The following is a 25977-nucleotide window of genomic DNA, read 5'->3' as shown; positions in this document are numbered from 1 at the left end:
TTTATGTAAGCCGTCTACAATGTTACTCATCACATACTAAGCATTTGAGAAAATGAAAACATTTGCGTCTGAATATACAGACACATATAGTTGAGCTGTGTAAGACACAGGAGGGACTGGCAGATGAAAGATACATTGAGTGGTTTTCTTACACTGGATACACAGGACGAGCCATTGATAGTGCTTCATAAAGGAGCACGCTGCTATGCACAATCCTTAAAAAAGGCCTTTCACGGACTGATCCATTCCTCACAAACGCCCACAATCGAAGAGCGGCACACAGACCCTCATCTTTCCTCCATTGCTAGAACCAGTTTATTGCCTCCACTGCAAAAAAAACGGTTAAAAAGTAAAATTTACATTGTAGACTATTATATAGAGGGACAAGAAAGATTAGAAGCGTAACCCGTTTCTTGTGATGATACAAGCATTATCAAAGCTTAAACCCTTTTATTTCTTCTCGCTATCATACGTTAGCAACAAATCATAAAGTGCTTCCTCCAAATTGGGTGGAAAAGGCTTGCACGTGACATTACGTCATCCTTTCTACTACCCACAGAGAGGAGGAATCACTTGGATATGCAGCTATTTCACACTGCGGTGATCGTGCCATCCGCATTAACATGAATCGCTATTTGCTTCAGTGGTCTTTCTGCAGGACCCTTGAGCACGGCTCCCGCATGCTTTGGATCAAATTGCGCATGGTGCCGTGGACAAACCAGCTTCCCGGTTTGTGGATCATACGTGACCAATACTCCCTCATGGGTACAGGCGCGATCATAGGCCACCAGGGTATCATCGGGTAAATGCAGCAAGATACTTTCTTTGTGGGTTAGCGGATTCGTAAAATTACGGGCGCTATTTTTCGCCGGTTTATTAGTGCTAATGACGGCTCCGCCAGTAGGATTGGTATTCGCTGGTTTGCTTGCACTAGCCATTCCAGGCAACTGGATTGTCCCGTTGTGAACCAGTTGCAGTACTGTGAAGCCGCCACCAGCCAGTACCGCTGCAGTAATCGCTCCATTGACAGCCATGACAACACGCCGACGCCCCATATCAGGACGCCGGGTAGAGGTTTTTTCGTCAGTACTCGCAACACGCGGCGTTGTTGTACCGTCAACCTGCTCCGGTTCAGGCCTGATAATTTTTATCGGCGTCGACTCATGAGCCCGGATTGCCGATAATGTTGTTGTAGATTGGTCCTGACCCGGAGTTGCGCCAGCAGTAGGAGCAGCTGGTGCTTTTACACCAAAAGGGATTGATTGTGGCCGAGGAATACTTTGTAATTTAAACGTATTGCCTGGAAAGGATGGAGTTACTCTAGCCACATGGCTGGATGTAATCGCTGGCATCGCCACGACATTCTCACCAGTTTCACCAGGTGGCAGGGTATCAAGCAGGGTAAGGTGTACTTTCATCGGAAGAGCAGTGCCTGGCGGTGTCACAGGCATGCGGGACGCCTCTTCCATGACATTCATCACCCGCTCAAAGGCCGTGACCAGTTTACCCGCCGATTGGAGCCGTAATGCGGGATCTCGTTCAAGCGCGCGCTGTAAGGCGATGTCTAAAGCAGTTGAAACATTTGGGGCAACCGTCTGCAGCGAGGGAATGCGCTCTTCAACATGTTTTTGCACTACTTCAAATGGATCAGAGCCGGTAAACGGGGCGTGTCCACAAAGCATCTCAAATACCAGAATACCTAGCGCATAAACATCCGCCCGCGCATCAAATTCCCCTCCCAGCACAACCTCGGGAGCAATATATACTGGATTGGTCAGCAAGGTACCGGCTACGCTAAATAAAGAAGGATATTGATGGGCAACCTTCCCGATATCATTCATCTTCAGCATATTGGCCAGCCCAAAACCGGCCACCATCACACGGTATAAGCCTTCTGGATCGCCCTGACGCACCAGTAAAATATTTGAGGATTTGAGGGTGCCATGGATAACATTATTGCTATGGGCATAATCCAGGGCAGCGGCAATCTGGCGTAACAATGCCAGCATCAAATCTGGCGTACAGTGTTCCTTGCGTTTCAGAAAGGAAGCCACCGTCTCACCCTCAATTAACGGGGTTACCAGATAAGGATACCCATGCTCCTCGCCAAAGGCATGTGTGGGGACTATATGGGGATGTTGCAGCTGGCTTAAAGCTCTGGCCTGTTGCATAAAGCGCTCAATAAAACGCTCGCGCGCGGCCCCTTTACAGTCGTGTGGAAGAAGAAACACTGTAAGCATCACCTGCTGCGCTCCACCCTGCCGTTGAGCAATATAGACCGCGCTCAACGTCCCCTGACCAATTAATTGTGTGAGGTGATAATCCCCCATATTCTGCCCCACAAGATCTGCCACAGGTAAGAGCATTTCATCCCCCTTGTATCCGCCATCAAATAATCAGTGCACGCTGCTCATCAGATAAAGTGTATATACTGTACACATTGAGCGTCAATAGAATTGAGACAAGTATAGGACTTGTGGATAGCAACATGACTGTCCAGATCATGGAGTATCACTATACATCACAGTATAAATATCCAAATAAGTTGGTAGTTTTGGGCTACACAATGCAGCTTTCTCGAAGTTTCCACACGCATTGCGCTATACTAGCCCTACGAGTTGCACTGGAGCGACTGCAAATACATCTGAAGCAGGATCTGCCAAACAGCCGGGAGACTCTGCCTCTTCATACGGAGATAGACATTGAAACGATCGCATTTTACGCGTGAAATCATAGAACTTGTCGTTATTACATTGCTGCTCTTCGTTGTTATCCGCTTTATTATTCACGGATATCACATGCAAAGCTCAAATATGCAACCCAGTATCAGTAATAATGCATACATCATGGTTAATAGAACATCCTATATGATTGGTAAACCGCAACGCGGCGACGCAGTTGTCCTTCATTATCCTCCAGATACCAATATTGATGTGATGGGACGTATCATCGGGCTACCTGGTGATACCATCAAAGCCGATAAGCAGCACATCAGCATTAATGGTACAGTCCTGAATGAACCCTATGTTCAGAAGCCTTATAATCCAGAGGGTCACGAATGGAAAGTGGCGGACAATAGCTATTTTGTGCTTAATGATAATCGTCAGGTTACAGATGACTCGCGCAACTGGGGTCCGGTAACGCAGGATATGATTGTGGGCAAGGCAGTAGTCGTTTTCTGGCCGACCAGTAGCTGGCAAGTCATTAATACCTATTCCTCCACATTTACACCGGTAAAAAACACGCCTTAAAGCAAACCTATAAAATCTCTAGCAATTTCTTAATCCATAGAGATTTTTACAGGTTTATTCATTGCATTACGACGACACTCACGCTATGATATGAAAAGTTAAAAATGCTTTTGAGCGATGTACTGAGGAAGTCGTATGCAGTTATCATTTCAATCCAATCCAATCCAGACCGGTAGAGAGCGTTTTCTGGCTGGCTGTCAGCGACAGGCCACAGACGCCACACCAGTCTGGTTTATGCGTCAGGCTGGCCATTCTCTGGCCGCATATCGCAAGTTACGCGAGACCCATGATATTTTAACCATCGCCCGTACCCCTGAACTGTGTTCACAGGTATCCTTGCTACCCATAACAGAATATGGCGTAGATGCAGCCGTGATGTATACCGATATCATCCTGCCATTCCCAGGAATGGGACTCCACACCGAGCTTGATCCTGTTCGCGGCCCGATCGTGCATAATCCGGTCCGCACATTACAGGATGTCGAGGCACTCCGTTGTAGCACTGCCGAAGAAGCCACGCCATTTGTGTTGGAAGCGATTGGCATGGTCAGGCGCGAGCTCGCCAATCAGCAAGCGGTGATTGGCATTGCGGGTGGCCCCTTTACCCTCGCCTTGTATATGATTGAAGGCGTGCCCACACGCGATTACAGTACGGCCAGAACACTGATGCACCAGGAGCCCGCCACCTGGCATGCGCTGCTGGAAAAAATCACCACCGTCTTGATCAGCTATGTTCAGGCCGAGGTAAAAGCAGGGGCAGACGCCATTCAGATTTTTGATAGTAATGTTGGCATACTTGGTCCAGCCGCCTATCAACAATTTGTCAAACCGTACGCCCAAAGAATCTTCACAGCCATTAAGCAAGCAGGCGGACAGAGTATTCATTTTGGGACCGGACATGCCAGTCTCTTAGAGGATATGGCTGAAGCCGGAGGCGATGTCATTGGCGTGGACTGGCGCGTTGATCTCGCCGATACCTGGCAGGCACTGGGGTTTGACCGTAGCATCATGGGCAACCTGGATCCCACCCTGCTGCTGGCACCATGGGAAACAGTCCAACAGGGTGCAGTAGATATCCTGCAACGCGTCCAGCGGCGACCAGGACACATTTTTAACCTTGGTCATGCTATCCATCCGGGCACGAATCCTGACTATTTACGCCGTCTGGTTGATACTGTCCATACATATACAGGACGCCAGACTGACTAAAAATCCTATACATGACACCAAAGCGCTGTGTGCAGCATCATAGATTCAAAATCGAGATGGACGCAACAGAAAGAATAATCAAATACACCTGCCAGTGTAGATGGGAGATAGACAAAAGCAACCTTATGAATACAACACCATCACCCGCAGCAACGGCTGCTACTACTATTACTGAAAGCCGCTTCCTGCGTGCCTGCCGCCAGCTTCATGTCGATGCAACACCAGTCTGGCTTATGCGCCAGGCCGGTCGCTATATGGAAGAGTATCGTGCGCTCCGCGCCAAACATCCAATCCTGGAAATCATCAAAACACCAGAACTGGCTGCGGACGTCACCATGCAGCCAATTCGCGCCTTTAATCTGGACGCAGCCATTATTTTTGCCGATATCCTGCCCCCATTAGAGGGAATGGGCATCAGTCTTGAATTCCTCAAAGGAGAAGGACCCGTTATTCACAATCCGGTCCGCAGCAAAGCAGATGTGGAAGCGCTACGTGTGCCAGATCCACAGGAGAGCTTGAGCTTCACTCTGGAAGCTATCAAGCTGGCCCGGAAAGAGCTTGATCCCCGTGGCATCCCATTGATTGGCTTCAGTGGCGCGCCCTTCACCCTGGCATCCTATGCAATCGAAGGTGGCAGCAGCAAAAACTATCTCCACGCCAAAGGACTGATGATGAGCGATGCGCCCACCTGGCATCTCCTCATGGAGAAATTGAGCGAAGTCGTAGGCCACTATCTCTTAGCACAGGCGCAGGCAGGAGCCCATGCACTTCAGCTCTTCGATAGCTGGGTCGGAGCCTTGAGTCCCGCTGACTATCGCGAATACATCCTGCCGCATAGCAAGCACGCCATCGACATCGCCCGCCAGGGTAATATCCCGATTATCCATTTCGGCACCAATACCAGCGGCATGCTCGATCTGATTCAGGAGGCAGGCGGCGACGTCATCGGTGTGGACTGGCACGTTGATCTCGATAGGGCCTGGGACTCCCTCAAACAAGCTGCAGCGGTACAGGGCAATCTGGATCCAGTGACCCTGTTTGCTCCCTGGCCGGAGATCGAGAAACGCACCAGAGAAATCCTTGACCGCGTCAAAGGACGTCCAGGACATATCTTCAATCTCGGCCATGGCATTCTCCCCGGTACACCTGTAGAAAATGTTCGCCGCCTGATTGATTTCGTGCACGAATACACGGCTATCGAGACGAAATAGCACCACAAATCAACTAACCACAACAATATGCCAGCGCCCATTCATGAATGGTTTCGCTGGCATATTGTTATAAGCTGCCAGACAGGCTGAGCGTTAAGCAGCCTCTGTACATCCTCTCCTCAACAAAACAGACAGACACCAGAGCGATAAATAGTGTGTTGCCCTTCAGAACGAAAACCATCTACATTCCCGGTAAGGTCATAGATTAACAAAAATAATGGATATAGCTGTTGTCGCTTGATTATAGTTCTGGTATATTGTGATATATGAGATTAGCAAGGAAGAGCTGTTACCTCATAAAAGGAGATGGATAGAGTGAAAATACGCAAAAAATCAGCAATTATCCTCATAACATCTGTGTTATCCCTGGTAGCGATTGTGGTACTTGCAACGTATTTATGGGACGTGAAATCGGCACCAGAAGAAGCTTCAGGCCATATTTTTGCGACCCCAAAAGCCTCACAACCTGGCAAGCCAGCACTGGTCAAACTTGAACAGGTCACAGATCAGGCCTTTGGGAGCGAAGATCAATATGTACCAAATAGCTGGGGGCACACAAGGATCGTATTGTGCGCACGGCCAGGGGCGATCTATTTATGACCTATATCTCTCAGGGTGATGGACTCAATGATCGGCAGTGGCATCTGATGCATAAGGCTCCCAATGCTAGCTGGCAAGAGATTAAAGCTGGCAACGCCGGCACCGAGCCCATCAATATCGTCCTGGGCAAAAATGATAGCATCCATCTCTTTGCCTGGCCCCAGACCACTGGCAAGTTGCAACATTTATACTCAACGGATAATGGCAAGACATTTAGCAGTGAATGGCTTGATGGCACATGGCAGCAGGGCCAGGAACAGGGTTATAGTAGCGTGGGTGTCAATGATCGTGGCGATATGGTGCTTATTCAAACGGCTGAGGATAAGCCAGGCACGTTTTTCTGGACATACTATAGTACGGAAACGAATAAATGGACCTTCCATCAGAACACACTGGATCTTCGCTATACCTATGCCTTCCTTTTTCCCGGCTATCATAATGATCTCTCCATCGTCGCTACCCGTGATGTGCAACGCCATTTCCTCAACTTACCACAAGCACAAGATGGGAATCCCTGGATATTTAATGAGGTAAAATACTTCCACATCGACGATGTAACGCCAAAGAGCCCACACATCGACCAGGTTGTAGTAAAAGAGGTAAAACCTAAAGATCCAAATGACACCAATGATCGCGATATAACATACGTTACCGATAGTTATATCGACACCGCCGGACGCATGCATATACTTTATCTGGATGAATACAACGGACCGCATCAGGCCATTCTTGAAAACGGTAAAATCCTTAAGGATGTGCTTATGCCAAATATCTCTTATGGGCAAAAAGTCAGGATAACGCAAGACACCCAGGGACATTTCTATCTGATCTCGACAGATGAGCAAGGGAATCATCTCAATATCTATCCGGGAGCGCCTGATGATACGGATGGAACCATCATCGAGGCCCCCACTCGCATAGATATTTCTCATTTCCCGGGCTGCTCAGATTATGATTTTTGCCACTCGCCAACCTTTACCGTCCCACGCAATGGACACGCCCTATCGGATATCATCGATGGCGTCTATGGAAATTTCAATAAAGAGATATATTTCCGTATCAACCTTCGTGGTAACGATAAAAATGGAGCTCAATCATTTACCCTGCCTTAACCCATATCAACTCGCCTCACCAGGATCACGTTTCCGCCCATGTTAAAAATGCAGCACTCAATGTGATCCTGGTGAGATCCACAACCAGCCATCAGGATAAAATCTATATTCTCACTCTTTTTATCAGGTTCGATTTTAATCTACCTATCATATTATGCATATATGCTATTAAAAGTAATCTGTTACAATATACATAGTTTTCATCACATAAATAATTGACGTTTAGACTAAATCAGACAAAAAGGCCCCCCACCTTGCGGCGGGCGGCCTGATCAAGTAAAGTTCTTCTTATAATTACAACACAAGGAATTTTACTTGCATGACTAACAGTAACACATTGCGACAATTTCGTCACGACATCTATGACTGTTTTCCACGAGCGAAGGATGCATTGTTTAATACAATTGATGGACTGATGACAGAAATACAGGCGACATCGTTTCCAGAGATCTCGCAATCGCCCTTGTTTGAACGCACCTGGGCTAGTTTGTATGAGGCGTTTGAAGATGGGCGTATCGATGAGAAGCGCCTGCGAGAGATTCTGGCACGCTATCTGCCCAAACCCGATGCGGGCAAGTGGCTCTGGATTGGCATTGATGCCAGCAAGATTGCACGCCCGGCTGCTGTAACGTCGGCCGATCGTACGGCACAACATATGCATAATCTGCCAGAATGCAAGAAGCCAGTCACGTTTGGGTGGCAATTCTCGACGGTCGTGGCTTTGGCAGAGCCAGTGAGCAGTTGGACCTATATTCTGGACCAACAACGGGTGGCGTCGCAGACCACCGCCATCGAAGTCGCAGAAGAACAGCTCAGGCAAGTGGTACCCTATTTGCCCAAGCAGGTCATTGTTGTATTGGACCGGGGGTATGATTCCAACTGGTTGTGGTGTCGTTGTAGCGCATTGGAGGTTGAGGTGTTGGGTCGTCTCAAAAGCAATCGCTGCTTCTACCGAGCTGCGCCACCTCCAACAGGAAAAAAAGGATGTCCACGCAAAGATGGTGACAAACTGCAACCGAAAGATCCAGCAACGCATCAGGATCCAGATGGAGTATGGAAAGGTACCGATGAGAAAGAGCGTCCGGTGGAAGTCACCTGGTGGAAACACATGCATGTCAAGCAGGCACGCTACCTGGACGTCACCGTTTTGCGGGTGGTGCGACCTCATGCGACCAACAAAGAGCGTGATCCACGCGTGAGCTGGTTTGTGTGGATTGGGGATCAAGAAGCTGATGTCACCCAGATTGCACTGGGCTATGTGCTGCGCTTTGGGCAAGAGCATGGCTATCGTTTTGACAAGCAATGCTTGTTGTGGGAACAACCACGTTTGCGGACCCCAGAACAGTTTGAGCGATGGAGCCATATTGTGGCGATCGCGCACAATCATCTGGTCTTGGCTCGTGACGTGGTTGAAGCAGAACGGCGACCATGGGAAAGCAAACAGCGCAAGCCAACCCCCCAACAGGTGCGGCGCGGGATGCACAAATTGTTGGCACGTTTGGGCACTCCTGCCCGGCCACCACAACCACGCGGAAAATCGAAAGGCCGGATGAAAGGAGCAAAAGTTGGCAAAGCACCACGTTTTCCCATCATTCGCAAAAAGCCAAAGTTGCCTCAAATTGTACCATCCTGATGGCAGAGATGACGCATTGATTCATCGTCTTTCTTTGAACGGAACTTCTCATGGAGTTCTGGTAGAACTTTTTAGTCTAAACGTCAATAAATAAAATATCTGTATATATTCCGCTGAGATAGAAGACAATTAATAAGTAAATAGTAATACCTTACTTAAAATCAGTCTTCTATTCCGTCGATATACTGGAGTCCTGTTAGTACTTCCCAGCAATAATACTATTGGCATTTAACCGAATAGCACATCTCTGTAGGAAAGCTCATAAGGGGGGTTTGGGAATTTGAAGATTTCATGGTTTGCAAAATTTAAAGGAAGTAATCAAAAAGCAGGTAAGACCAGAACATTACTCATTTCGCTAGCAACCATTATCGTGATTACTGCATCAATTTTAATCTATACACAAAAAACACATTCGCAGGCGAAACAAACCAGCGCCCCGGTTGCGAGCGCGACGCCAAAAATCCCAGGAATTGGAGTACAGATCCAGCGGCATTCAATCACCCCAACGGCAGCAGCCAGGCCAAAAGCAACGGCCCTCCCAACAAATCAGGCAGGACAACTCACAACGATTCAACCAACTTCCCCCGGCGTGCCTTCACTGGATGGACTGGACCAGGTTACGGATCAGGCCTTTGGCAACGAGGGAGTATATGTCCCCAATAGCTGGGGACCACATAAATTACGCATCATTCGCACAACCTCCGGTGATCTTTTTACCGTCTTCATCTCCGAAGGAAAGAATGATCAAAATCGTACCTGGCATTTGATGCACAAAAGTCCCAATGGCTCTGGTTGGAACGAACTTCAACAGGGAAATGCAGGCAGCGAGCCAATCAATATTATTCGGGGTCCTCATGATGAAATTCATCTTTTCACATGGCCAGGCACCCATCAAGAGGCCCATCATCTGGTCTCCACAAATCTAGGCAAAACCTTTAGCGATGAAATCCTCAATGGTCAGTGGGCAGACGATCAGGGGTATAGTGGAGCCTCTATTAATCAAAAAGGCGATATCGTCTTCTTCCAGACCGGCAATGACGTGCCAGGTATCTTTTATTGGACCTACTACTCCCCTATCACCAATAGCTGGACATTCCATACCAGTCAGATGGATTATCGCCATACCTATGCCTACTTTTTTCCTGGTTACAATAATGATCTAACCATGGTCGCGATGCGTGATGTCCTGCGCCCACGCTTGAACTATCCAGATGCGTCTGACTTTAATTACATTTTTAATGAGATCAGATACTTTTATATCGGCAATGTCAATAATCCTGTCATGCAGCAACTTTCACTCACACAGGTTCAGCCGCAAAACAACAATGATTTCGATGTGACGTATTTAACCGATGCCTATATGGATACCCAGGGTCGCACACATATCATCTATAGTAATCAGTATGATGGTGTACATCATGTGATTGTGGATCATGGCAGCATCACAAAAAACGTCATTCTGAATGTTACCGCTCCGAATAAAGTCAGGATCATCCAGGATGCAGCAGGACATTTTTATCTGATTTCGATGGATGATCAGGGTCAGAACATCAATATCTATCCAGGTAGCGCGCAGGATACAGATGGTACACAGCTCAATGCCCCTATCCAGTTAAATATATCCAGATTTCCAGGGTGTACAGATGATGATTTCTGTCACTCACCTACGTTTAATGTGCCGCGCGGAGGAAATCCACTCAGCAATTATCTGGATGGCGTCTATGGCAACCATGGCAATGAATATCATTTCCGCATCAACTTACGTAGCAATGGTTAACTACATAAGTTATGAGTCATCCCGAATTTTTGAGGAACATTTCTAGCCGGAAAGAAAGAGAGAAAACCGGAAAAGTAAGAACTAGGCAAAGAGGGGTCTCCTGAGTTAAACTGTTAAAAATTCAACTGACAGCAAAAAACCAGGAGGCCCCCAACTCATGCCATTTCAGTATGACATACTTCAACCCGAGGAACAAGATGCGCAGAGAGCATCACAGGAATTAGCTCAATTGCTTGAAGAATTTCTTATGCCACTTTTGATTGTGCTTGATAGGCTGATAGATAAGAGGTTAGTGCGAACGTTAGTACAGGTATGCGTTGCAATTATTCGTTTCAGAAATAACAAGCAGGGACTACTTTTGAGTGAATTAGGTTCCTACCTCGATGGATATGCGCAGCAATCAAAAACAGCGACTGCTGGAACGAAGAGAGTGGGAAACCTGCTTCGCTCCATAAAATGGAATTTTTTGCAGATAGATCACTATTTACTAGAAGAAGCTGATAAAGAGGTGACACGTATGAGAGAACAAGGGAAAAGGATTATTTGCCCTTGGGATGAGAGTGTCATAGAAAAAGCGGAAAGCGAGAAATTAGAAGGAATCTGTCCAGTAACTTCTAGTAAAGCGAAAAGATTGCAGCGCTCAAAAAAAGGTATGGTCTTTAATTTTCCGCCGAAGAAAGCGATTACAGTGGCAGGAATGCAGTGGACAGCAGCATTGATCATAGGAATGGAAGGAAGGGTAAAAGTAGCGGTGATGAGCTGGTGGACCACCAGAGGTGATGATGCGACAAAGTTAAGAGAACAACAAGAAAAGTTATTGAGAAAAGTTGTTCGGAAATGGGGGGATCAGCTCCTTCACATATTTGATCGTGGAGCAGCATCAGGTCCTTGGATACAAGTGTTACAGAAATTACGTGTGCGTTTTGTGATTCGCTGGAAAAAAGGACATATATTTTTCAATGAGAAAGGGGAAAAGAAAAAATTATGGCAGATTGGATTGCATAAAAAGTATTTATCTCATAAAGAAATACGTGATAACCATACTGGAGAAAAGATGCCTTGTGATATTTGGTGGGCACCGATCTGGCATGAGCAATACACGTATCAACTTTATCTCGTAAAAGTTCGCGTGAATAAGAAAGTCTGGTATCTGGTAACTAATGAGCGTATTCGAACTGCAGAGCAGGCTTGGGAGATTGTTTTTGCTTATCGGAGACGTTGGCAAATAGAACTCGTATTCCGCTATGGAAAGAGTGAGCTGGCGATGGAGAGTCCGCGCTTGTACGCGATGGAAAACCGACTCAAGCTGTTAGGTATTGTGACACTTGTTTATGCTTTTCTCCTCCATTTACTCACTCCTATCCACGGGGATCTTGTTGAAATGATCTTGCATCTGAAGTGCAAAAGAACCGGAAAGCGATGCAAAAAAGCTATTACACCGCTTTACCGCTTACGTTGGGCGATCAGCCGTCTGTGGGACGACTATCGTCCAAGTCTTGGCTACCTTTTGGCTCCCAATATCCAGACATTACAGTCTTTGGCAGATAAAAGGTGTTAGAAAAACATCCCAAAAATTCGGGATGACTCATAGGTGCGCAATGCGCACCTGATGCAAAAACATAAAAACTGTGAGAGCGCCGTGTGGCGCGATACGCATGTATAGCTACCATGAGACACACGTTTAAGAGGTCAGCGCAAGCACAGGCACAAGCGCACTAACTACAAGAAGCTAGGCATCTGGGAAAAGCTGCTGTCGCGCAGACAGGACTGTCTGCATGGCTTCCAGGGCAATGTTATCCGCCTCAGAGGTAATCCAATCTTCGAGCTGAGGCGCTGTTTTACAGCTTTTGCAAGGATACATTGCACCATCGGGTTTGACACGATAACTGAAACCAGGAACCGGAGCAGGCAGGAACAGGCGCTGCGTCGCGACCTGGACAAGATCGTGCTCCAGACCAGCCCAGCGATTATTAAAGACCAGGTTCGCCAGGTGGGTCGCAATCAATACATGTAACTGGCGCGTCTCCTTGATACTTGTATCCAGATGGCCGGTCTTGTAGCCCTGATATGGACCCAGGTACAGCTTAAAGTGAAATCCACCATTTGTGGTATCCCTGAGAGGAGAGGTCTGTAGATTATCCAGCATCTCTTTCGCTAATGAGAGATAGGCTTGATTATGCGTGTAAACGCCAGTGCGCACCAGGGCCTCAATCTCTTGCCCGGTCTCACCCATACGAGCCTGCGTATCTAATAACTTATTATTACCAAAGCGCGGATCGCTGAGGATATAAATGCGTCCAAACAGATGATATTGTTTATTATATGCTTGCTTGATCACCACATCAGCGCCTCGCTTACCGGCGTCCACCCACTCAGGATGGTGAAAACGCGTTCCAGCATCAACCAGCGCCAGACTGGTCTCTAAAGCATGATCGACTCGATAGCCATCCTGCAATCTAAACTTATCGCTCCCCGCAGAACTGTCCACGCCTCCGTGAGGTAAACCAAGCTTAGGATCAAGCAGCTTATATTCAGCGGTCGCCCACCCCAGCAGGGTCTGGCTCCAATACGCAGTATCATGGCTGAAATCCCGCATCCGCAGCAGCGTAAAGTAGATCCACCCTTTATTCTGCACGGTATGGCCCCACTCTTGTTGGGTCGTCGGCAAGAGGCGTTGTATATATGCATCCATGCTCGTATCACCAGGATGACGATCTTTATACCAGTAAAGATTTTCTAGCAGTCGTAGGTCATTCAAACTATCTTTGCGCGTAGAATGACCCCGCTGATCACAATGATTTGGACCACAATTAACCTGGTTTACATCGCTCTTACGCCAGTTAATCAGGGTCGTATGATATTGCTCATCCCAGCTATGGGCACTCATATCATTCAGTACCTGTGAAACAAGCTCATTCAAGTCATTCGTGCGCTTCCCGGGTGCTGGTCCAGTTGCAGGCACTGATTTCTGCACATCGGACTTCACAGGCTTGCCTTCATTAGGATTAAAAGGAGCTCGGGTAAACACCGTAAACATTAATGAGAGTAGAACTATAATTGGAAGAATATAAAAAGCAATTGTTGTCGCTCGCCGAGCTTTTACAGAGTTTCGATAACGCCGCCACAGAGAGAGCTCAGGTTCCTTTTGTGGTGGTCGCGCCTGCAATTGATTCATTTATGTATCCCTTCTTAGAGCGCATCCTGCAATAGAATAGAGAAAAATGCTAAAAAATTCCTTGAGAAATACAGTCAATCTAGAAAAACATAATCGTCAAAAATCTCAAAAGTAAAAGGAAGAAGTAAAAAAGAAAAAAGTTCGTGATACTGCCATGCAATTTTATGAGACACGTGTTACAATAAAAATGAATAAAGATAGGTTTGCCCATTTCCAACTACATGGGCCGCCATCTAGCAATATCCTGTTCAAATACACGAACAAGATAGAAGTTTCCCAATAAAAGCGCTACGTATGTCAACCCAATTGCTAGAAAGAGGCATTTTATGACAGCAAATATACGTGTTACTATCTGGAATGAATATCGCCACGAGCGACGTTCAGAAGAAGTAGCCAAAATATATCCAGAAGGTATTCATGGAACCCTGGCCAAAGCCTTAAGTGAAAAGGGCTTCACAGTACGTACAGCTACCCTCGATGAGCCAGAACACGGCTTGACCGAAGAAGTGCTGGAAAACACAGATGTCATGATCTGGTGGGGGCATATGGCCCATGGGGAAGTAAAAGACGAGATCGTCAACAAAGTCCATCAGCGTGTGCTGGATGGTATGGGTCTGGTCGTCTTACATTCAGGACACTTTTCCAAGATCTTCAAGAAATTGCTCGGTACAGATTGTGATCTCAAATGGCGTGAGAGCAATGATAAAGAGCGCATCTGGGTGGTTGCTCCAAACCATCCGATCACCGAAGGCATCGGCGACTACATTGAGCTCGAACGTGAGGAAATGTATGGCGAGCCGTTTGGTATTCCTGAGCCAGAAACCCTGGTCTTTGTCAGCTGGTTCACCGGTGGTGAAGTCTTCCGCAGCGGCTGCTGCTACACCCGTGGACAGGGTAAAATCTTTTATTTCCGTCCCGGGCATGAAACGCTACCAACCTACCACAATCGCGAGATTCAGCAAGTTATTGGCAACGCCGTAAACTGGGCCAATCCTACCGCTACCCGCAAGCTCATCCGTGGTAACACCCCTTCCCTGGAAAAATAACGGGTAGAGATGCAGCGTGTCAGTGCTGCATCTCTCTTCAAATAATATATGTATTTATAGGTAGGAACGTTGTATTACCAGTGTTCCTACCTATAAATACATATATTACCTTTTTTATGAGTTCCCCGGACAAAGAAAAGAGAAACAGGATGTCTGAACAGAATCATCAATTTGCGGAAAACCGCTACGATACGATGCAATACCGTCGCACTGGCCGCTCAGGCCTCATGCTACCAGCGATCTCGCTGGGCGCCTGGGAAACATTTGGCGGCTATCGTGGCGAGGAAATCGCGCGTGAATGCCTCTACCGCGCCTTTGACCTGGGTATCACCCATTTTGATCTCGCGAATAATTATGGCCGCCCTCCTGGCAATGCTGAGACCGTAGTGGGTAAAGTCCTCAAGACAATGCCACGCGACGAATTAATTATTTCCAGTAAAGCTGGCTACCGTATGTGGCCTGGACCTTATGGTGAGTGGCTGTCAAAGAAATATATCGTGGCCAGTCTGGATCAATCACTGAAACGCCTGGGATTAGAATATGTCGATATTTTCTATGCCCATCGTCCGGATCCAAATACACCATTAGAAGAAACCATGGCTGCACTTGATCTGGTGGTGCGCCAGGGCAAAGCTCTGTATGTCGGCGTGAGTAATTTTCCTGGCGATGACTTAGAACAAGCCGTTCAGGTCACTAAACAAATGGGACTGACACCCATTACCATCCACCAACCACGCTATAACCTGCTGGATCGCGGTAGAGAGCATAATCTCTTTGACCATACGGTACGCAACGGCATCGGCGTCATCACCTTCAGTCCCCTGGCCCAGGGTCTCTTAAGCGATAAATACCTTGGCCAGGATATTCCCGAGGACTCACGCGCCGCAGCCTGGTGGGGAAATAAAGCCAACGAGGAAGTGGTACAGGGTGAACAACTGAGCAAGATTCGACGCCTGAACAAGATCGCGCAGGAACGTGGTCAAACCCTGGCTCAGATGGCACTGGCCTGGAATCTACGCCTGCCAGCCGTCACCAGTGTTTTGATTGGAGCGTCAAAAGTAGCGCAAATCGAAGAAAATGTGGCCGCCCTGAATAATCTGGAATTCAGCGAGGAAGAACTCAAAGCTATCGATGAAATCGTGCCGCGCACATTCTAAGCACATTAAAAAAATTTGCCAGTCAAAAAGAGGAAGCTGCAACACATTGTAGCTTCCTCTTTTTAAAGTAGAGATAAAAAATGAGTAGTTCTGGCAGTCTATCGTATCAAGCTATAAATCAAAGCCAAAAGAGGCCGCACCCATTAAACCAACTTTGCCATTTAAAATAATAGAGACCGGCACATCTTTGAGCATTTCAGAAAAGCGTCCCTTGCTGGTAAAGGCACGCATAAACTCCGGATCCTCCAAAAATGTTTGGATGCGTGGCGGTAAACCACCTCCCAGATATACTCCCCCGGTCGCCAGCGACTTTAGCACCATATTTCCCGTCTCAGCACCCAGAATCGATGCAAAAGCTTTGATCGTCGCCACACAAATAGCCTCGGGCTCTTGAAAATCAGAAGTATCATCAGAAGATTTTCCATTAGCACCTTGCACAATGAGTGGAGTTACATCTTTTACCTGTGACATTTTATCCGCCAACCACTTTGGCTCATCAAACATGCCAGATGCTTTCACATATGCATAAATATTAGGCAGACCAATCCCCGAACATACATGTTCATAACTCACATGCGACATATGTTCAAGCAGATAGACCAGCATGCCAATCTCAAAAGCATTCGTAGGAGCAAAATCAACATGTCCACCTTCGGAGGGATGCACCCGATAGTGCGCACCATCCCAGGCCAGCGTTGCCTCGCCCAGACCAGTGCCAGGCGCAACGACAGCCAGAGTTCCATGGGAGACAGGCTTACCAGCATTCAATATATGCAGATCTGCTGAATGAAGCAGAGGAATAGCCGTAGCCATTGCCGCCAGATCATTTAATAAGGTCACCGAAGGAATATTCAGCGTCTGCTCTAGCTGTTTCTCCTCCATATGCCATGGTAGATTGGTAATTTTGGCCTTACCCGCTACCACTGGGCCCGCGACACCAAAGACAGCCCTGTCAATCTTGATATCAGGCAGATCTACCTGCTTGATAAAATCATGGACTAACGCAGCCAATGTAGCATACTGGGCACTCGGCAACTTTGCTTCGCGCAGCGGTGTGCGGATATCTTCCTTCGAGGCATATAAAGCCAGATTCGTTTTGGTTCCCCCAATGTCACCAGCCAGTAACATGATTAAGCTCAACCTTTCGATAAATACTGTGTAATCAGGACACTTTATTTGAATAGTCGGCGACAAAATAGCGATCTTGCCGCATATAACTTCAAAGCACGACAAAACATCGACGTAAACCCATATTCAGTCGTCTGATGTGCAGTAAGACAACAGATCATAGTCAAATTGGCATCTGTTGAACCCCGGAACAGGCCGGGTAAGCAATCGTTCAACATATCAACCAAATAATACCACACTCTACCCATGGGGATTTATGAGATAGGTACCAGAGGAGTACTCTAATCGAAGATGTCGCTCTTACTATACACAAGGTAGCTTAATGCCAGCAAGACCACACAATATGCGATGGTTAAGCCGATTTGCAAGGGAAGTTGGCCCAGAGAGGTGAGAGGCTGGCCTGCAATCATGGCCGTGGTATAACTATTCAGCGTATTCGAGACCACACCCGGGAGATTACTGATAAAAGCTACGATAATATTGCCCATCGTCGCACTCAATCCCCCGATCAGACTAAAAAGGATGGTTGTCGCCAGGAATTCGATAAAAACATAGCCAATCGAGAAACCAATACCAGCCAGCACTGACCGACCAATCGTAGCGGCCAGGACGGCAATCAGCATATAGATATAGTAGCGCATAGATTGTGTAATCCAGGTTAGCAATACTCCCAACCAGCCCTGCATCGGCAAAAATGTTGGCGCGACTCCAAACAATGGCCCGATGAGTATACCCAGTACGATTGAGAGCAACATAACGCCCCCAACGAACAGCAGGACGATCACAGCCAGAGCAACCACCTGAGCAGTAAACACTTGCCCACGACTCAATCCATGTGTCAGCATTTGCCGATGCAATCCATAGCCATAATCGCCTCCTATCAGCGCACCAGCGACGATACACAAAAAGATAGGAGCAAGCAGGCCAAGATATCCCAGGGAAAACTGTAAAGAGCCGGGGAAACCTATCGCCATAATTGGGTCAGTTCCAATGGTGGGTTGTTTACTATTCCCAAGCAGCAGATGAGACACAATCGTCAGGAGCAACAGCAATGCGTAGCCCCCAAGAAAGATACCCAGCAAAATGCGCGTCATGAGTCGCCGCCACAGATTATACAGGTTCCATACGACCAGACGCCACATCTGGTGCAGCCAGCCGTGGGTATACAGCTCAGAGGTTGCTCTATCAAGCATAGGAGCCGAAATATGTTGTGACATGAAACTTGCCCTCCCACTGTAAAGAAATATACTGGCACACTTACGCAGGTAACCTCAACCCACAATCCATACAGACAAATTCAGTGTACCTCAAGAGAGAGTAATCTGTCATCGCCCAAAAATAGCATTCCTCTATATCGACTTAACACGTACAACTCCTCCAAAAGGACGACCGGACGGATAAATTGCCGCAAAAAAGCCTTGACAAAGCACTAAAGATAGGGTAATATTGTCTCTGTTGAAACAAACCATCTGCATGTGCAGGTGAGCTGGTGACTGTAGCGAAGAGGGTACACCCGTTCCCATCCCGAACACGGAAGTTAAGCTCTTCATCCCCGATGATACTACGTGGGCAACTGCGTGGGAAAATAGGAAGTCGCCGTCTCACCTGCCCACACAGGTGGTTTTTTTGATGGGCAGATTGTGTATGGTGCAGAGAAATACACACCATAACACCTACGCCAGGATGGACAAACTGGCCGGATAAGTCTCTTAAATAGAGAGTTTGTAAAAAAACTCAGGCTAAAAGTTCGGCAATAGTATCCAATACAGTAATCACATCAAATGGCTTCCCCAGATGAGTTGTGCAACCCACCGCATAGGCACGCTCCTGATCAGATTGTGAAACGTGCGCGGTTACAGCCACAATTGGAGTCTCATGAAATGTGACAAGTTTGCGTAAATACGAAACCGCCTCCCAACCACTCATACCAGGCAGAGACATATCCATCAAGATCAAATCTGGTTGAATTGTTGTAGCCTGCTCAATGGCTTGAGGACCATTTTCGGCAAAAAATAAAGTGTAGGCATCTTCTTCTTCAAGAATCTGTTGCAGCAATTCACGCATATCTTCACTATCATCAACTACTAAAATACGCTTTTTGTCTTGTTGAGATATAGCTTCATTCATAGTTCATTATTCCTTCATGATATACGTTACTGGATTATGTGAGATGTTGCTCATCTTCGATTTGCTGAACCGGAGGTGGTATAACAGTAGTTTGCTCAACAACAGATTTTATATGGTCCCCTAAAAATTTGCTGTCATCTGCATGAACCAGCATCATTAACATATCTGGCCGCACTTTCTCAATCACATGCAGTATATCTTGTCCATCAGATGACTTTTGTATGACATAGCCAGTCTTATCTTTTAATTTTTCAACCAACTGATGAATGTCTGGTTCGGTATGCACCAGCAGAATCGGCTTCATAGCGCCAAAATCATCCTGCTGGACTGAAGAGTCTACATTGATCGTCTGTGGTGCCGGATCTTCGCCAGATATCGGTGTATTGGCTTCTTCAACCACAACTGCATATTCCCGATTGGTGAGTTGCTGAAGTACATCAATCAAGGCATCCCTTTCAACAGGTTTGACCAGATATTCATCTGCGCCCAGCACATACCCTGCTGAGCGATCTTCCAGCACCGTCAACAAAATAACCGGAATAGAAGCCGTGACAGGATTTGATTTTAGCTGATGCAGAATCTGCCATCCATTAACTTTAGGCATCATAATATCCAGTGTAATCGCCTTTGGACGCAGTTTCTGAATTACTTTGACAGCCCGGGTTGAGTCCTGTACACCGACGACACGATAAGGGGTCTGTTCTAAGGAGGCCGCAATAAGTTGCAGCACATCAGGATTATCATCCACAGCTACCACCAGATACTCATCCTCATCCGGCAAATCTACATTATCCTCTTCACCTAAAGTAGCTGTATTGGCTGCCCGCGCTACTTCATTCGCTACTTCAGAAAGCGAGCTGATTGCCTGACCGCGTAGTGTGTTCAGTCGCACTTCCTGCACAAAGCGCTGATCCCTTAAATGCACCGGCAAAAAGACGGTAAAAGTAGATCCAACCCCCTCTTTACTACGAATCTCAACTTTTCCACCCAGAAGCGTCGTCAATTCACGTACAATCGAAAGACCCAGGCCAGTTCCACCATAGACACGACTATTAGTATTATCGACTTGATAAAACGCATCAAAAATGTGCTCTTGCTTTTCGGCACTGATACCGATACCCGTATCGACTACTGAAATAGCAATTTGCTCAAGTGCAGCATTATGCTCATTGATCAGAGGCTGGCGGACTGCAGTAACAGAGACGGAGCCTGTTTCTGTAAATTTCAAAGCATTAGAGACCAGGTTCAACAAAATCTGCCGTACTTTACGCGGGTCCGTCTCAATCGAAGTGATACCATCCTGAATGGAAACGGTCAGATCCAACTTACGATCTACCGCAATCGAGCGAGTCTCATCCACCACCGAGGTAATTAACTCGGGTAGATCCACCTCGATGGCAGTGACATCCATGCGTCCCGCCTCAATTTTAGCCAGATCGAGCACATCATTGATTAAAATCAGCAAGTGCTGGGCGTTCTTCAAGATCCGATCAACATTCTCATTCTGGCGCAGTGATAACGGAGATTTTTTAGTGGAGCGCATAATCATCTGACTGAAACCAATGATGGAAGCCAGCGGTGTGCGCAATTCATGGGACATAGTGGACAAAAACTGGCTCCGCACACGATTAGCTTCTTCCAATGCAGCATTCAAGACCGTTAATTCATCTCTTTGCTGGCGTAAAGCATGATTACTTAATTCTTGCTGATGCGCATAATCAGCCAGCGTATGGGCCTGTTGCTGAGTATGTTCATAGGTCTGCGTATTGCGAATGGCCGCAGCCAGATTACTAACCACAACCTGTATCACATTCCGCGCTCGTTCATTCATAGCAAACACAGAGCCAACCACCAACACGCCCAATAGTTCATTTCCCTGGATAAGCGGTAAATGGTACAACGTAGAAGGGATCACCTCACCCAGCACCGTTTTCACCGAAAAAATACTTGTGCCCTGCTGCTGGCGGCTTAATAACATCGGTTCGCGGTTTTGGGCGACCTGACCAACCAGACCTTCACCCATAGCAAAAGAAGACTGCCTGCTCGTTGCTGGTAAACCACGCGAGCTAAACAACGTCAGTTGCTGCTGGTCTTCGTCACAAAGATACAGGGCCGCAACCTGGATATCAAGCAAGCTCAGCATACGTTGAAAAAAATGCTGCATCAGTTCCGACAGGTCCAGACTCTCAGTCAATACAATATTCAACTGCATAACCTGCTCTAAAATATCGCGATCCTTGAGCGCAAGCTGCTGTTCTTGCAACTCCTCGGCCATTTTATTAAACGTGTGGCCGACTTCATTCAGTTCGCTATCTTTGCTATCTTTCACGCGCGTTGTGAAATCCCCATTACCAAAGGCCGTTGTAGCCTCTTTCAGATTAGCTAATTGTGCACGCCAGACGAGCATAAACGACCTGAAGGAAGACCATAAAAATATAATAACAGCCAGGATGAGGAGAAATAAGGTTCCTAGAAAAAATCCACTCCAAAGATTATCTCGATTCTGCAAAGCCGTCAGGTCAGTATCACTACTACTTTGTAACGATGTAACAGCTTTGCGGATTTCATCAAAAAGGGCCTTCCCCTGAGCATTTTTGTCTTTCGAGCGAGCTGCGGCTAAATTTCCTTCTTTAACATTTAATAGTTGGGGATTAGCATATAATAACGTCCAGGCGGTAGATCGCTCCTGGGCATGCAATAAAGCGTTTGCGGTATTATCAAAATCAATTGATGAGGTAATATTTTTGAGGTTTTGCAGGTAATTTGCATAATTTTTCTGGCCATTATAAAAAGGTTCCAGGAAAACTGGATTACCGGTAGCAATATAGCCACGCAGCCCCGTCTCCTGATCAACCATAGATTGTAATAGCCCATTCACATTGTCATGTAAAGCAACCTTCTGTTCACCCAGCGCCTGTTGGTGAGAAGAAACATAGATACCTGCCCCGGAACTCAGCAACAAAAAAATTAAAAAAAGCAGCAGAGACAGAAAAAGTTGTCGTTGAAGCTGTGTAATTAAGCTACGCTGTGCGCCTGGACTGGCTTTGAGCCACAGGATATCACTCATATGTCTACTCTTTATATCAGAACGAGAGCCTCATTACAAACTCTCATAGAATTTGGCATTGTCTGAATGGAAATTGTCAAAAAATCACCAGTGATGAGCATATGTACTGATTTTGCCTTATCATACCTCATTATCAAAGGAATTTAAAGTAGGCCCGGAAGAAAAGTCACGAATGCGAGCGAAAAGCCATCGTGAACACTGCCCACTGGCGGCCAGAGCAACCACTACAGCTCAACAATTACGGGCGGATTAATTACACGGAAATAATACATCCTGCTCACACAATTGAATGGCAAACACAATAATGCCTGATGTTGTCTTGTTGGTCCTATGTTATAATAGGCTGAAACAAACTATGACGAACAACTATCATTTATTGACAAGACACCTACACTACCATCAGATTCAGGTGAGCCAGATCTAAGCACTGCAACATTCTTTTTCCCTGCCCGATCAGGTTTTCACATACATCAGAGATCGTAACTATAGGCAAAACACCAACGTTTTCATTACAATGCCACCCATCCATGGATAGAAGAAAACAGAACGATAAAAGCCAGACAAACGTCATAAACCAGCTAGAGCAGCTAATAGCGAGGTAGGATTTGGGAAAGGATCGATCAGCGCTTACGCCCGAAAAAAAAGTGCTCACACCGCATCCCGACAAACACAAAGGTATGAACATATCGGCACCCCAACAAAATCAGCTACAAGTTTATGCTGAACTTTTCGCCATGTCTCACGATGCAATCATTATTTGTGATTCCATGTACACTATTTTATCATGGAACAATAAAGCTGAAACTATCTATGGCTGGACGCAAGAAGAGAGTAAGGGACAAAACTACTGCGAGCTTCTCAAGACACACACACTGTTAGCCAGTCAGGATATCTGTACGGCCCTGCAAGATACTGATTATTGGCAGGGAGAAGTAGTTCAAATCAGCAAAAATGGCCCCCCCCTGGTTATGAAGAGCAGCCAGAAAATTCTGCATAATGCGGAAGGCAAGCCAACCACTATTTTGATCGTTAATCAGGATATTACAGAACAAAAGCAAACAGAACAAAAGTTACGTGAACAGCTCTCATTGGCCGCGAAAGCCAATGAGATCGGCCTCTGGTCCTGGGATATCATCAACAATAACTCGCTCATTAATAATCCAATACAGGCGAAGCTTGGAAATCTTCCCCTCGGTTCTACTCTCAATTATCGGCAGTTTTTGCACATACTGCGCCCGGAAGATCGTGCTGCGGCCCGTAAAGCTATTCGACATGCCATTGAAACGGGAAAAGAATATAGCGCTGAATATCAAATCTTTGATACCGAGAATGTCGAACATTGGGTTAGCCTGCAGGGGCGCGTGCTCTACGATGGACAGGGAAAGCCTACCAATATGGTGGGCATCGCTTCCGATATTACAGACCGACGGCAGAAAGAGACCCGGTTATACTCCTCTAACCAGCATCTGAATCTCGTATTGGAGAGCATTCGCGATGCTTTTTTCCATGTTGATAATCACTGGAACTTTACCTATATAAACCAGCAAGCAGAAAAAATTATTCAGCAATCCAGCGCCAGTCTGCTGGGAAAAAATATCTGGGAAAAGCTGTTTTCCCTTAAAGGTACTATCTTCGAAGAAAAGGCACGAGAAGCCATGCAAACACAAACCAACCAGCACTTCGAAGCCTTTTTAGAACCTTTACAACTCTGGTTTGATGTCCACCTGTATCCAACCCCAGAAGGTCTGGCAGCCTACTACTATGATGTCACGGCTTATAAAAATACTGAAATGGCCTTACATGCCAGCGAAGAAAGATTTAAGCGTTTAATCGACGCAAATCTGATAGGCTTCACCCTGGCTAATCTGGATGGAGCTATTTTCGAAGCCAACGACAAATTGCTGATGATGCTCGACTACACCCGCGAAGAGATGGAAAGCGGAAAATTAAACTGGCGTGACCTCACTCCTACAGAGTATCAAAATGTTGACGAACAGGCGGTAAAAGATCTGCAAGATACAGGACTCTTTATGCCTGTAGAAAAAGAATATTACAATAAACAGGGTAAGCGCATTCCTGTACTTATGGCAGGAGTGACTATAGATGGGAACCGCTCTCTTTGTGCCGCAATCATAGTTGATTTAACACCACAAAAAGAACTGGAAAAGCAAAAAGAGACCTTCATGAGTATTGTTGGACATGAGCTACGGACACCGCTGACAGCTATCAATGGGAGCATTCAGCTCGCACAACGACGCATACAACGCTTTCTGCAAGAGCGACCCGAAGAGCTACCTGCCGATGTACAAATCATGATTGCCAAGTTGCAAAAGTTACTGGAACAATCCTTGCGCCAGACACGCGTACAGAACCGTTTAATTAATGATATGCTTGATGCTTCACGATTGGCAATTGACAAATTAGAACTGGCACTACAACCGGATAACCTTGTCCATCTGGTTGAGGAGACCGTCGCCGACCTGCGCTATACCGAAGGCAACCATCCTATCTATCTGGTGCTGCCAGAAAAAAGATATATCCCCGTACGAGCAGACGCTGATCGCATTGGCCAGGTAGTTGCCAACTATATCAGTAACGCCCTGAAATATTCTAATCCCGAAGATCCCGTCACGGTAGAGGTTACATATACTGACACAGAAGCACGCGTCTGGGTCCATGATCGTGGCCAGGGCCTCTCCGAGGAAGTACAAAAGCATATCTGGGACCGCTATTATCGCTCCAGCAAAACAAAGGATAAAAAAGGTACTGGCGTTAATCTAGGCCTGGGTCTCTATATCTGCCAGATACTGATCAAGCGCCACCATGGCGAGGTGGGTGTGATCAGTAAAGAAGGTCAGGGCTCATCTTTCTGGTTTTCTTTACCTATCGATCAGACACAAAACATCCACACGAACAATCAGGAAGCACAACATGCTTGAACCTGTTTATGATTGTCCTTCTCCATAACATGTAATCAAGAGGATTGTTAACGTCTCATTGCTCTTATCAGTTTATCCCGGTCATCGCGAGGAAACGTGCTCGCTGGCTTACATCCGTGCGGATGCGATCATGTGCATCCGCACGGAACCGGGATAAACTGATAAGAGCATTATCCAGGGCATTAAGCAACGAAAAAAAGACAGGCTCACCCACTGCTAGCAACACGGCCCAAATGTGAAACAATAGGAAGAACGTAAACAGTCAGCGGAACAACCAAGCGAGAAATGGTCGTTTGGTCGCCCGAGGCCAACCCCGATACCGATACCAGTTCCACCATAAATTGTCGCCAGGTCAGCATCAATCAGTTCCATCTCGCCCGCCGGATTCACAGGAAGCTGAGCCAGATCAGCCGGCCCCAGGCTACGGCGATATGCTTCGTCAGTCCAGGCGCGCACAATATCTACAGACATGGGAAAATCCTTTCTTAATGGAAATGGTTCTACCCATCCCCAACGCTACACTATCAGGGCTTAAAACAGACGGT

Annotated in this window: 19 protein-coding genes and 1 rRNA gene; 13 read left to right on the top strand and 7 right to left on the bottom strand. The window is 46.7% G+C overall.

What is annotated here, in order from left to right; translation table 11 throughout:
* Window positions 1-123: 123 nt before the first annotated feature.
* On the top strand, window positions 124-405 hold the full coding sequence (locus tag KDW_RS24950; protein WP_151758652.1) for a hypothetical protein: 282 nt from the start codon (window positions 124-126) through the stop codon (window positions 403-405).
* 185 nt (window positions 406-590) lie between these two features.
* Here KDW_RS24950 and KDW_RS24945 read toward each other — a convergent pair whose 3' ends face one another.
* A complete protein-coding gene (locus KDW_RS24945) occupies window positions 591-2366 on the bottom strand; it encodes a protein kinase domain-containing protein (RefSeq protein WP_151758651.1) in 1776 nt (591 codons plus the stop codon).
* Between the two features lie 336 nt (window positions 2367-2702).
* On the opposite strand from KDW_RS24945, the gene lepB reads away from it, so the two are divergent.
* The 8 genes from lepB (at window position 2703) to KDW_RS24905 (ending at window position 12351) form a co-directional block, all read left to right on the top strand.
* Window positions 2703-3251, top strand: coding sequence for a signal peptidase I (gene lepB, locus KDW_RS24940; RefSeq protein WP_151758650.1), 549 nt, complete (start codon window positions 2703-2705; stop codon window positions 3249-3251).
* Between the two features lie 135 nt (window positions 3252-3386).
* A complete protein-coding gene (gene hemE / locus KDW_RS24935; RefSeq protein WP_151758649.1) occupies window positions 3387-4460 on the top strand; it encodes a uroporphyrinogen decarboxylase in 1074 nt (357 codons plus the stop codon).
* Window positions 4461-4585: 125 nt separating this feature from the next.
* Window positions 4586-5671: a uroporphyrinogen decarboxylase gene (gene hemE, locus KDW_RS24930; protein ID WP_151758648.1), complete on the top strand. Its 1086-nt coding sequence runs from the start codon at window positions 4586-4588 to the stop codon at window positions 5669-5671.
* A gap of 315 nt (window positions 5672-5986) precedes the next feature.
* Window positions 5987-6271 (top strand): hypothetical protein, encoded by a 285-nt coding sequence (locus KDW_RS24925; protein WP_151758647.1) that lies wholly within the window; start codon window positions 5987-5989, stop codon window positions 6269-6271.
* On the top strand, window positions 6241-7383 hold the full coding sequence (locus tag KDW_RS24920) for a hypothetical protein (RefSeq protein ID WP_162005588.1): 1143 nt from the start codon (window positions 6241-6243) through the stop codon (window positions 7381-7383). The genes KDW_RS24925 and KDW_RS24920 overlap by 31 nt, the downstream gene beginning before the upstream one ends.
* 319 nt (window positions 7384-7702) lie before the next feature.
* The gene (locus tag KDW_RS24915; RefSeq protein WP_151754673.1) at window positions 7703-9016 is read left to right on the top strand and encodes an NF041680 family putative transposase; all 1314 of its coding nucleotides are present in this window, start codon (window positions 7703-7705) and stop codon (window positions 9014-9016) included.
* A gap of 280 nt (window positions 9017-9296) precedes the next feature.
* A complete protein-coding gene (locus KDW_RS24910) occupies window positions 9297-10793 on the top strand; it encodes a hypothetical protein (protein ID WP_151758645.1) in 1497 nt (498 codons plus the stop codon).
* A 157-nt stretch (window positions 10794-10950) separates the two neighbouring features.
* Window positions 10951-12351: a transposase gene (locus KDW_RS24905; protein WP_151758644.1), complete on the top strand. Its 1401-nt coding sequence runs from the start codon at window positions 10951-10953 to the stop codon at window positions 12349-12351.
* Between the two features lie 171 nt (window positions 12352-12522).
* Here the strand turns inward: KDW_RS24905 and KDW_RS24900 are convergent, their stop codons facing one another.
* Window positions 12523-13968, bottom strand: coding sequence for a hypothetical protein (locus KDW_RS24900; RefSeq protein WP_151758643.1), 1446 nt, complete (start codon window positions 13966-13968; stop codon window positions 12523-12525).
* 326 nt (window positions 13969-14294) lie between these two features.
* On the opposite strand from KDW_RS24900, the gene KDW_RS24895 reads away from it, so the two are divergent.
* Together KDW_RS24895 and KDW_RS24890 are read left to right on the top strand one after the other, a co-directional pair.
* Complete coding sequence (locus tag KDW_RS24895) at window positions 14295-15014, top strand: ThuA domain-containing protein (protein WP_151758642.1); 720 nt, start codon at window positions 14295-14297, stop codon at window positions 15012-15014.
* Window positions 15015-15163: 149 nt separating this feature from the next.
* Window positions 15164-16171, top strand: coding sequence for an aldo/keto reductase (locus KDW_RS24890; RefSeq protein WP_151758641.1), 1008 nt, complete (start codon window positions 15164-15166; stop codon window positions 16169-16171).
* A gap of 111 nt (window positions 16172-16282) precedes the next feature.
* Here the strand turns inward: KDW_RS24890 and glk are convergent, their stop codons facing one another.
* Window positions 16283-17299 carry a glucokinase gene (gene glk, locus KDW_RS24885; RefSeq protein WP_151758640.1) on the bottom strand — a complete coding sequence of 339 codons (1017 nt, stop codon included), beginning with the start codon at window positions 17297-17299 and terminating at the stop codon, window positions 16283-16285.
* A gap of 281 nt (window positions 17300-17580) precedes the next feature.
* Window positions 17581-18516 (bottom strand): ABC-2 transporter permease, encoded by a 936-nt coding sequence (locus tag KDW_RS24880; protein ID WP_151758639.1) that lies wholly within the window; start codon window positions 18514-18516, stop codon window positions 17581-17583.
* A 268-nt stretch (window positions 18517-18784) separates the two neighbouring features.
* Here KDW_RS24880 and rrf point away from each other — a divergent pair.
* Window positions 18785-18901: ribosomal RNA gene (gene rrf / locus KDW_RS24875) — 5S ribosomal RNA — on the top strand.
* Between the two features lie 132 nt (window positions 18902-19033).
* On the opposite strand, the gene KDW_RS24870 is transcribed toward rrf, so the two are convergent.
* Together KDW_RS24870 and KDW_RS24865 are read right to left on the bottom strand one after the other, a co-directional pair.
* Complete coding sequence (locus tag KDW_RS24870) at window positions 19034-19426, bottom strand: response regulator (protein WP_151758638.1); 393 nt, start codon at window positions 19424-19426, stop codon at window positions 19034-19036.
* 34 nt (window positions 19427-19460) lie between these two features.
* Complete coding sequence (locus KDW_RS24865; RefSeq protein ID WP_151758637.1) at window positions 19461-22493, bottom strand: ATP-binding protein; 3033 nt, start codon at window positions 22491-22493, stop codon at window positions 19461-19463.
* Window positions 22494-23098: 605 nt separating this feature from the next.
* Here KDW_RS24865 and KDW_RS24860 point away from each other — a divergent pair.
* A complete protein-coding gene (locus KDW_RS24860) occupies window positions 23099-25432 on the top strand; it encodes a PAS domain-containing sensor histidine kinase (RefSeq protein WP_151758636.1) in 2334 nt (777 codons plus the stop codon).
* A 216-nt stretch (window positions 25433-25648) separates the two neighbouring features.
* Here the strand turns inward: KDW_RS24860 and KDW_RS24855 are convergent, their stop codons facing one another.
* The gene (locus tag KDW_RS24855; RefSeq protein WP_151758635.1) at window positions 25649-25903 is read right to left on the bottom strand and encodes a mersacidin/lichenicidin family type 2 lantibiotic; all 255 of its coding nucleotides are present in this window, start codon (window positions 25901-25903) and stop codon (window positions 25649-25651) included.
* Window positions 25904-25977 lie beyond the last annotated feature (74 nt).

Origin of the sequence: Dictyobacter vulcani (assembly GCF_008974265.1) — a bacterium.
In the GTDB taxonomy this organism is placed as follows: domain Bacteria; phylum Chloroflexota; class Ktedonobacteria; order Ktedonobacterales; family Ktedonobacteraceae; genus Dictyobacter; species Dictyobacter vulcani.
The sequence above is the reverse complement of the archived record's forward strand: the minus strand, read 5'-3'. Positions and strand labels throughout refer to the sequence as shown.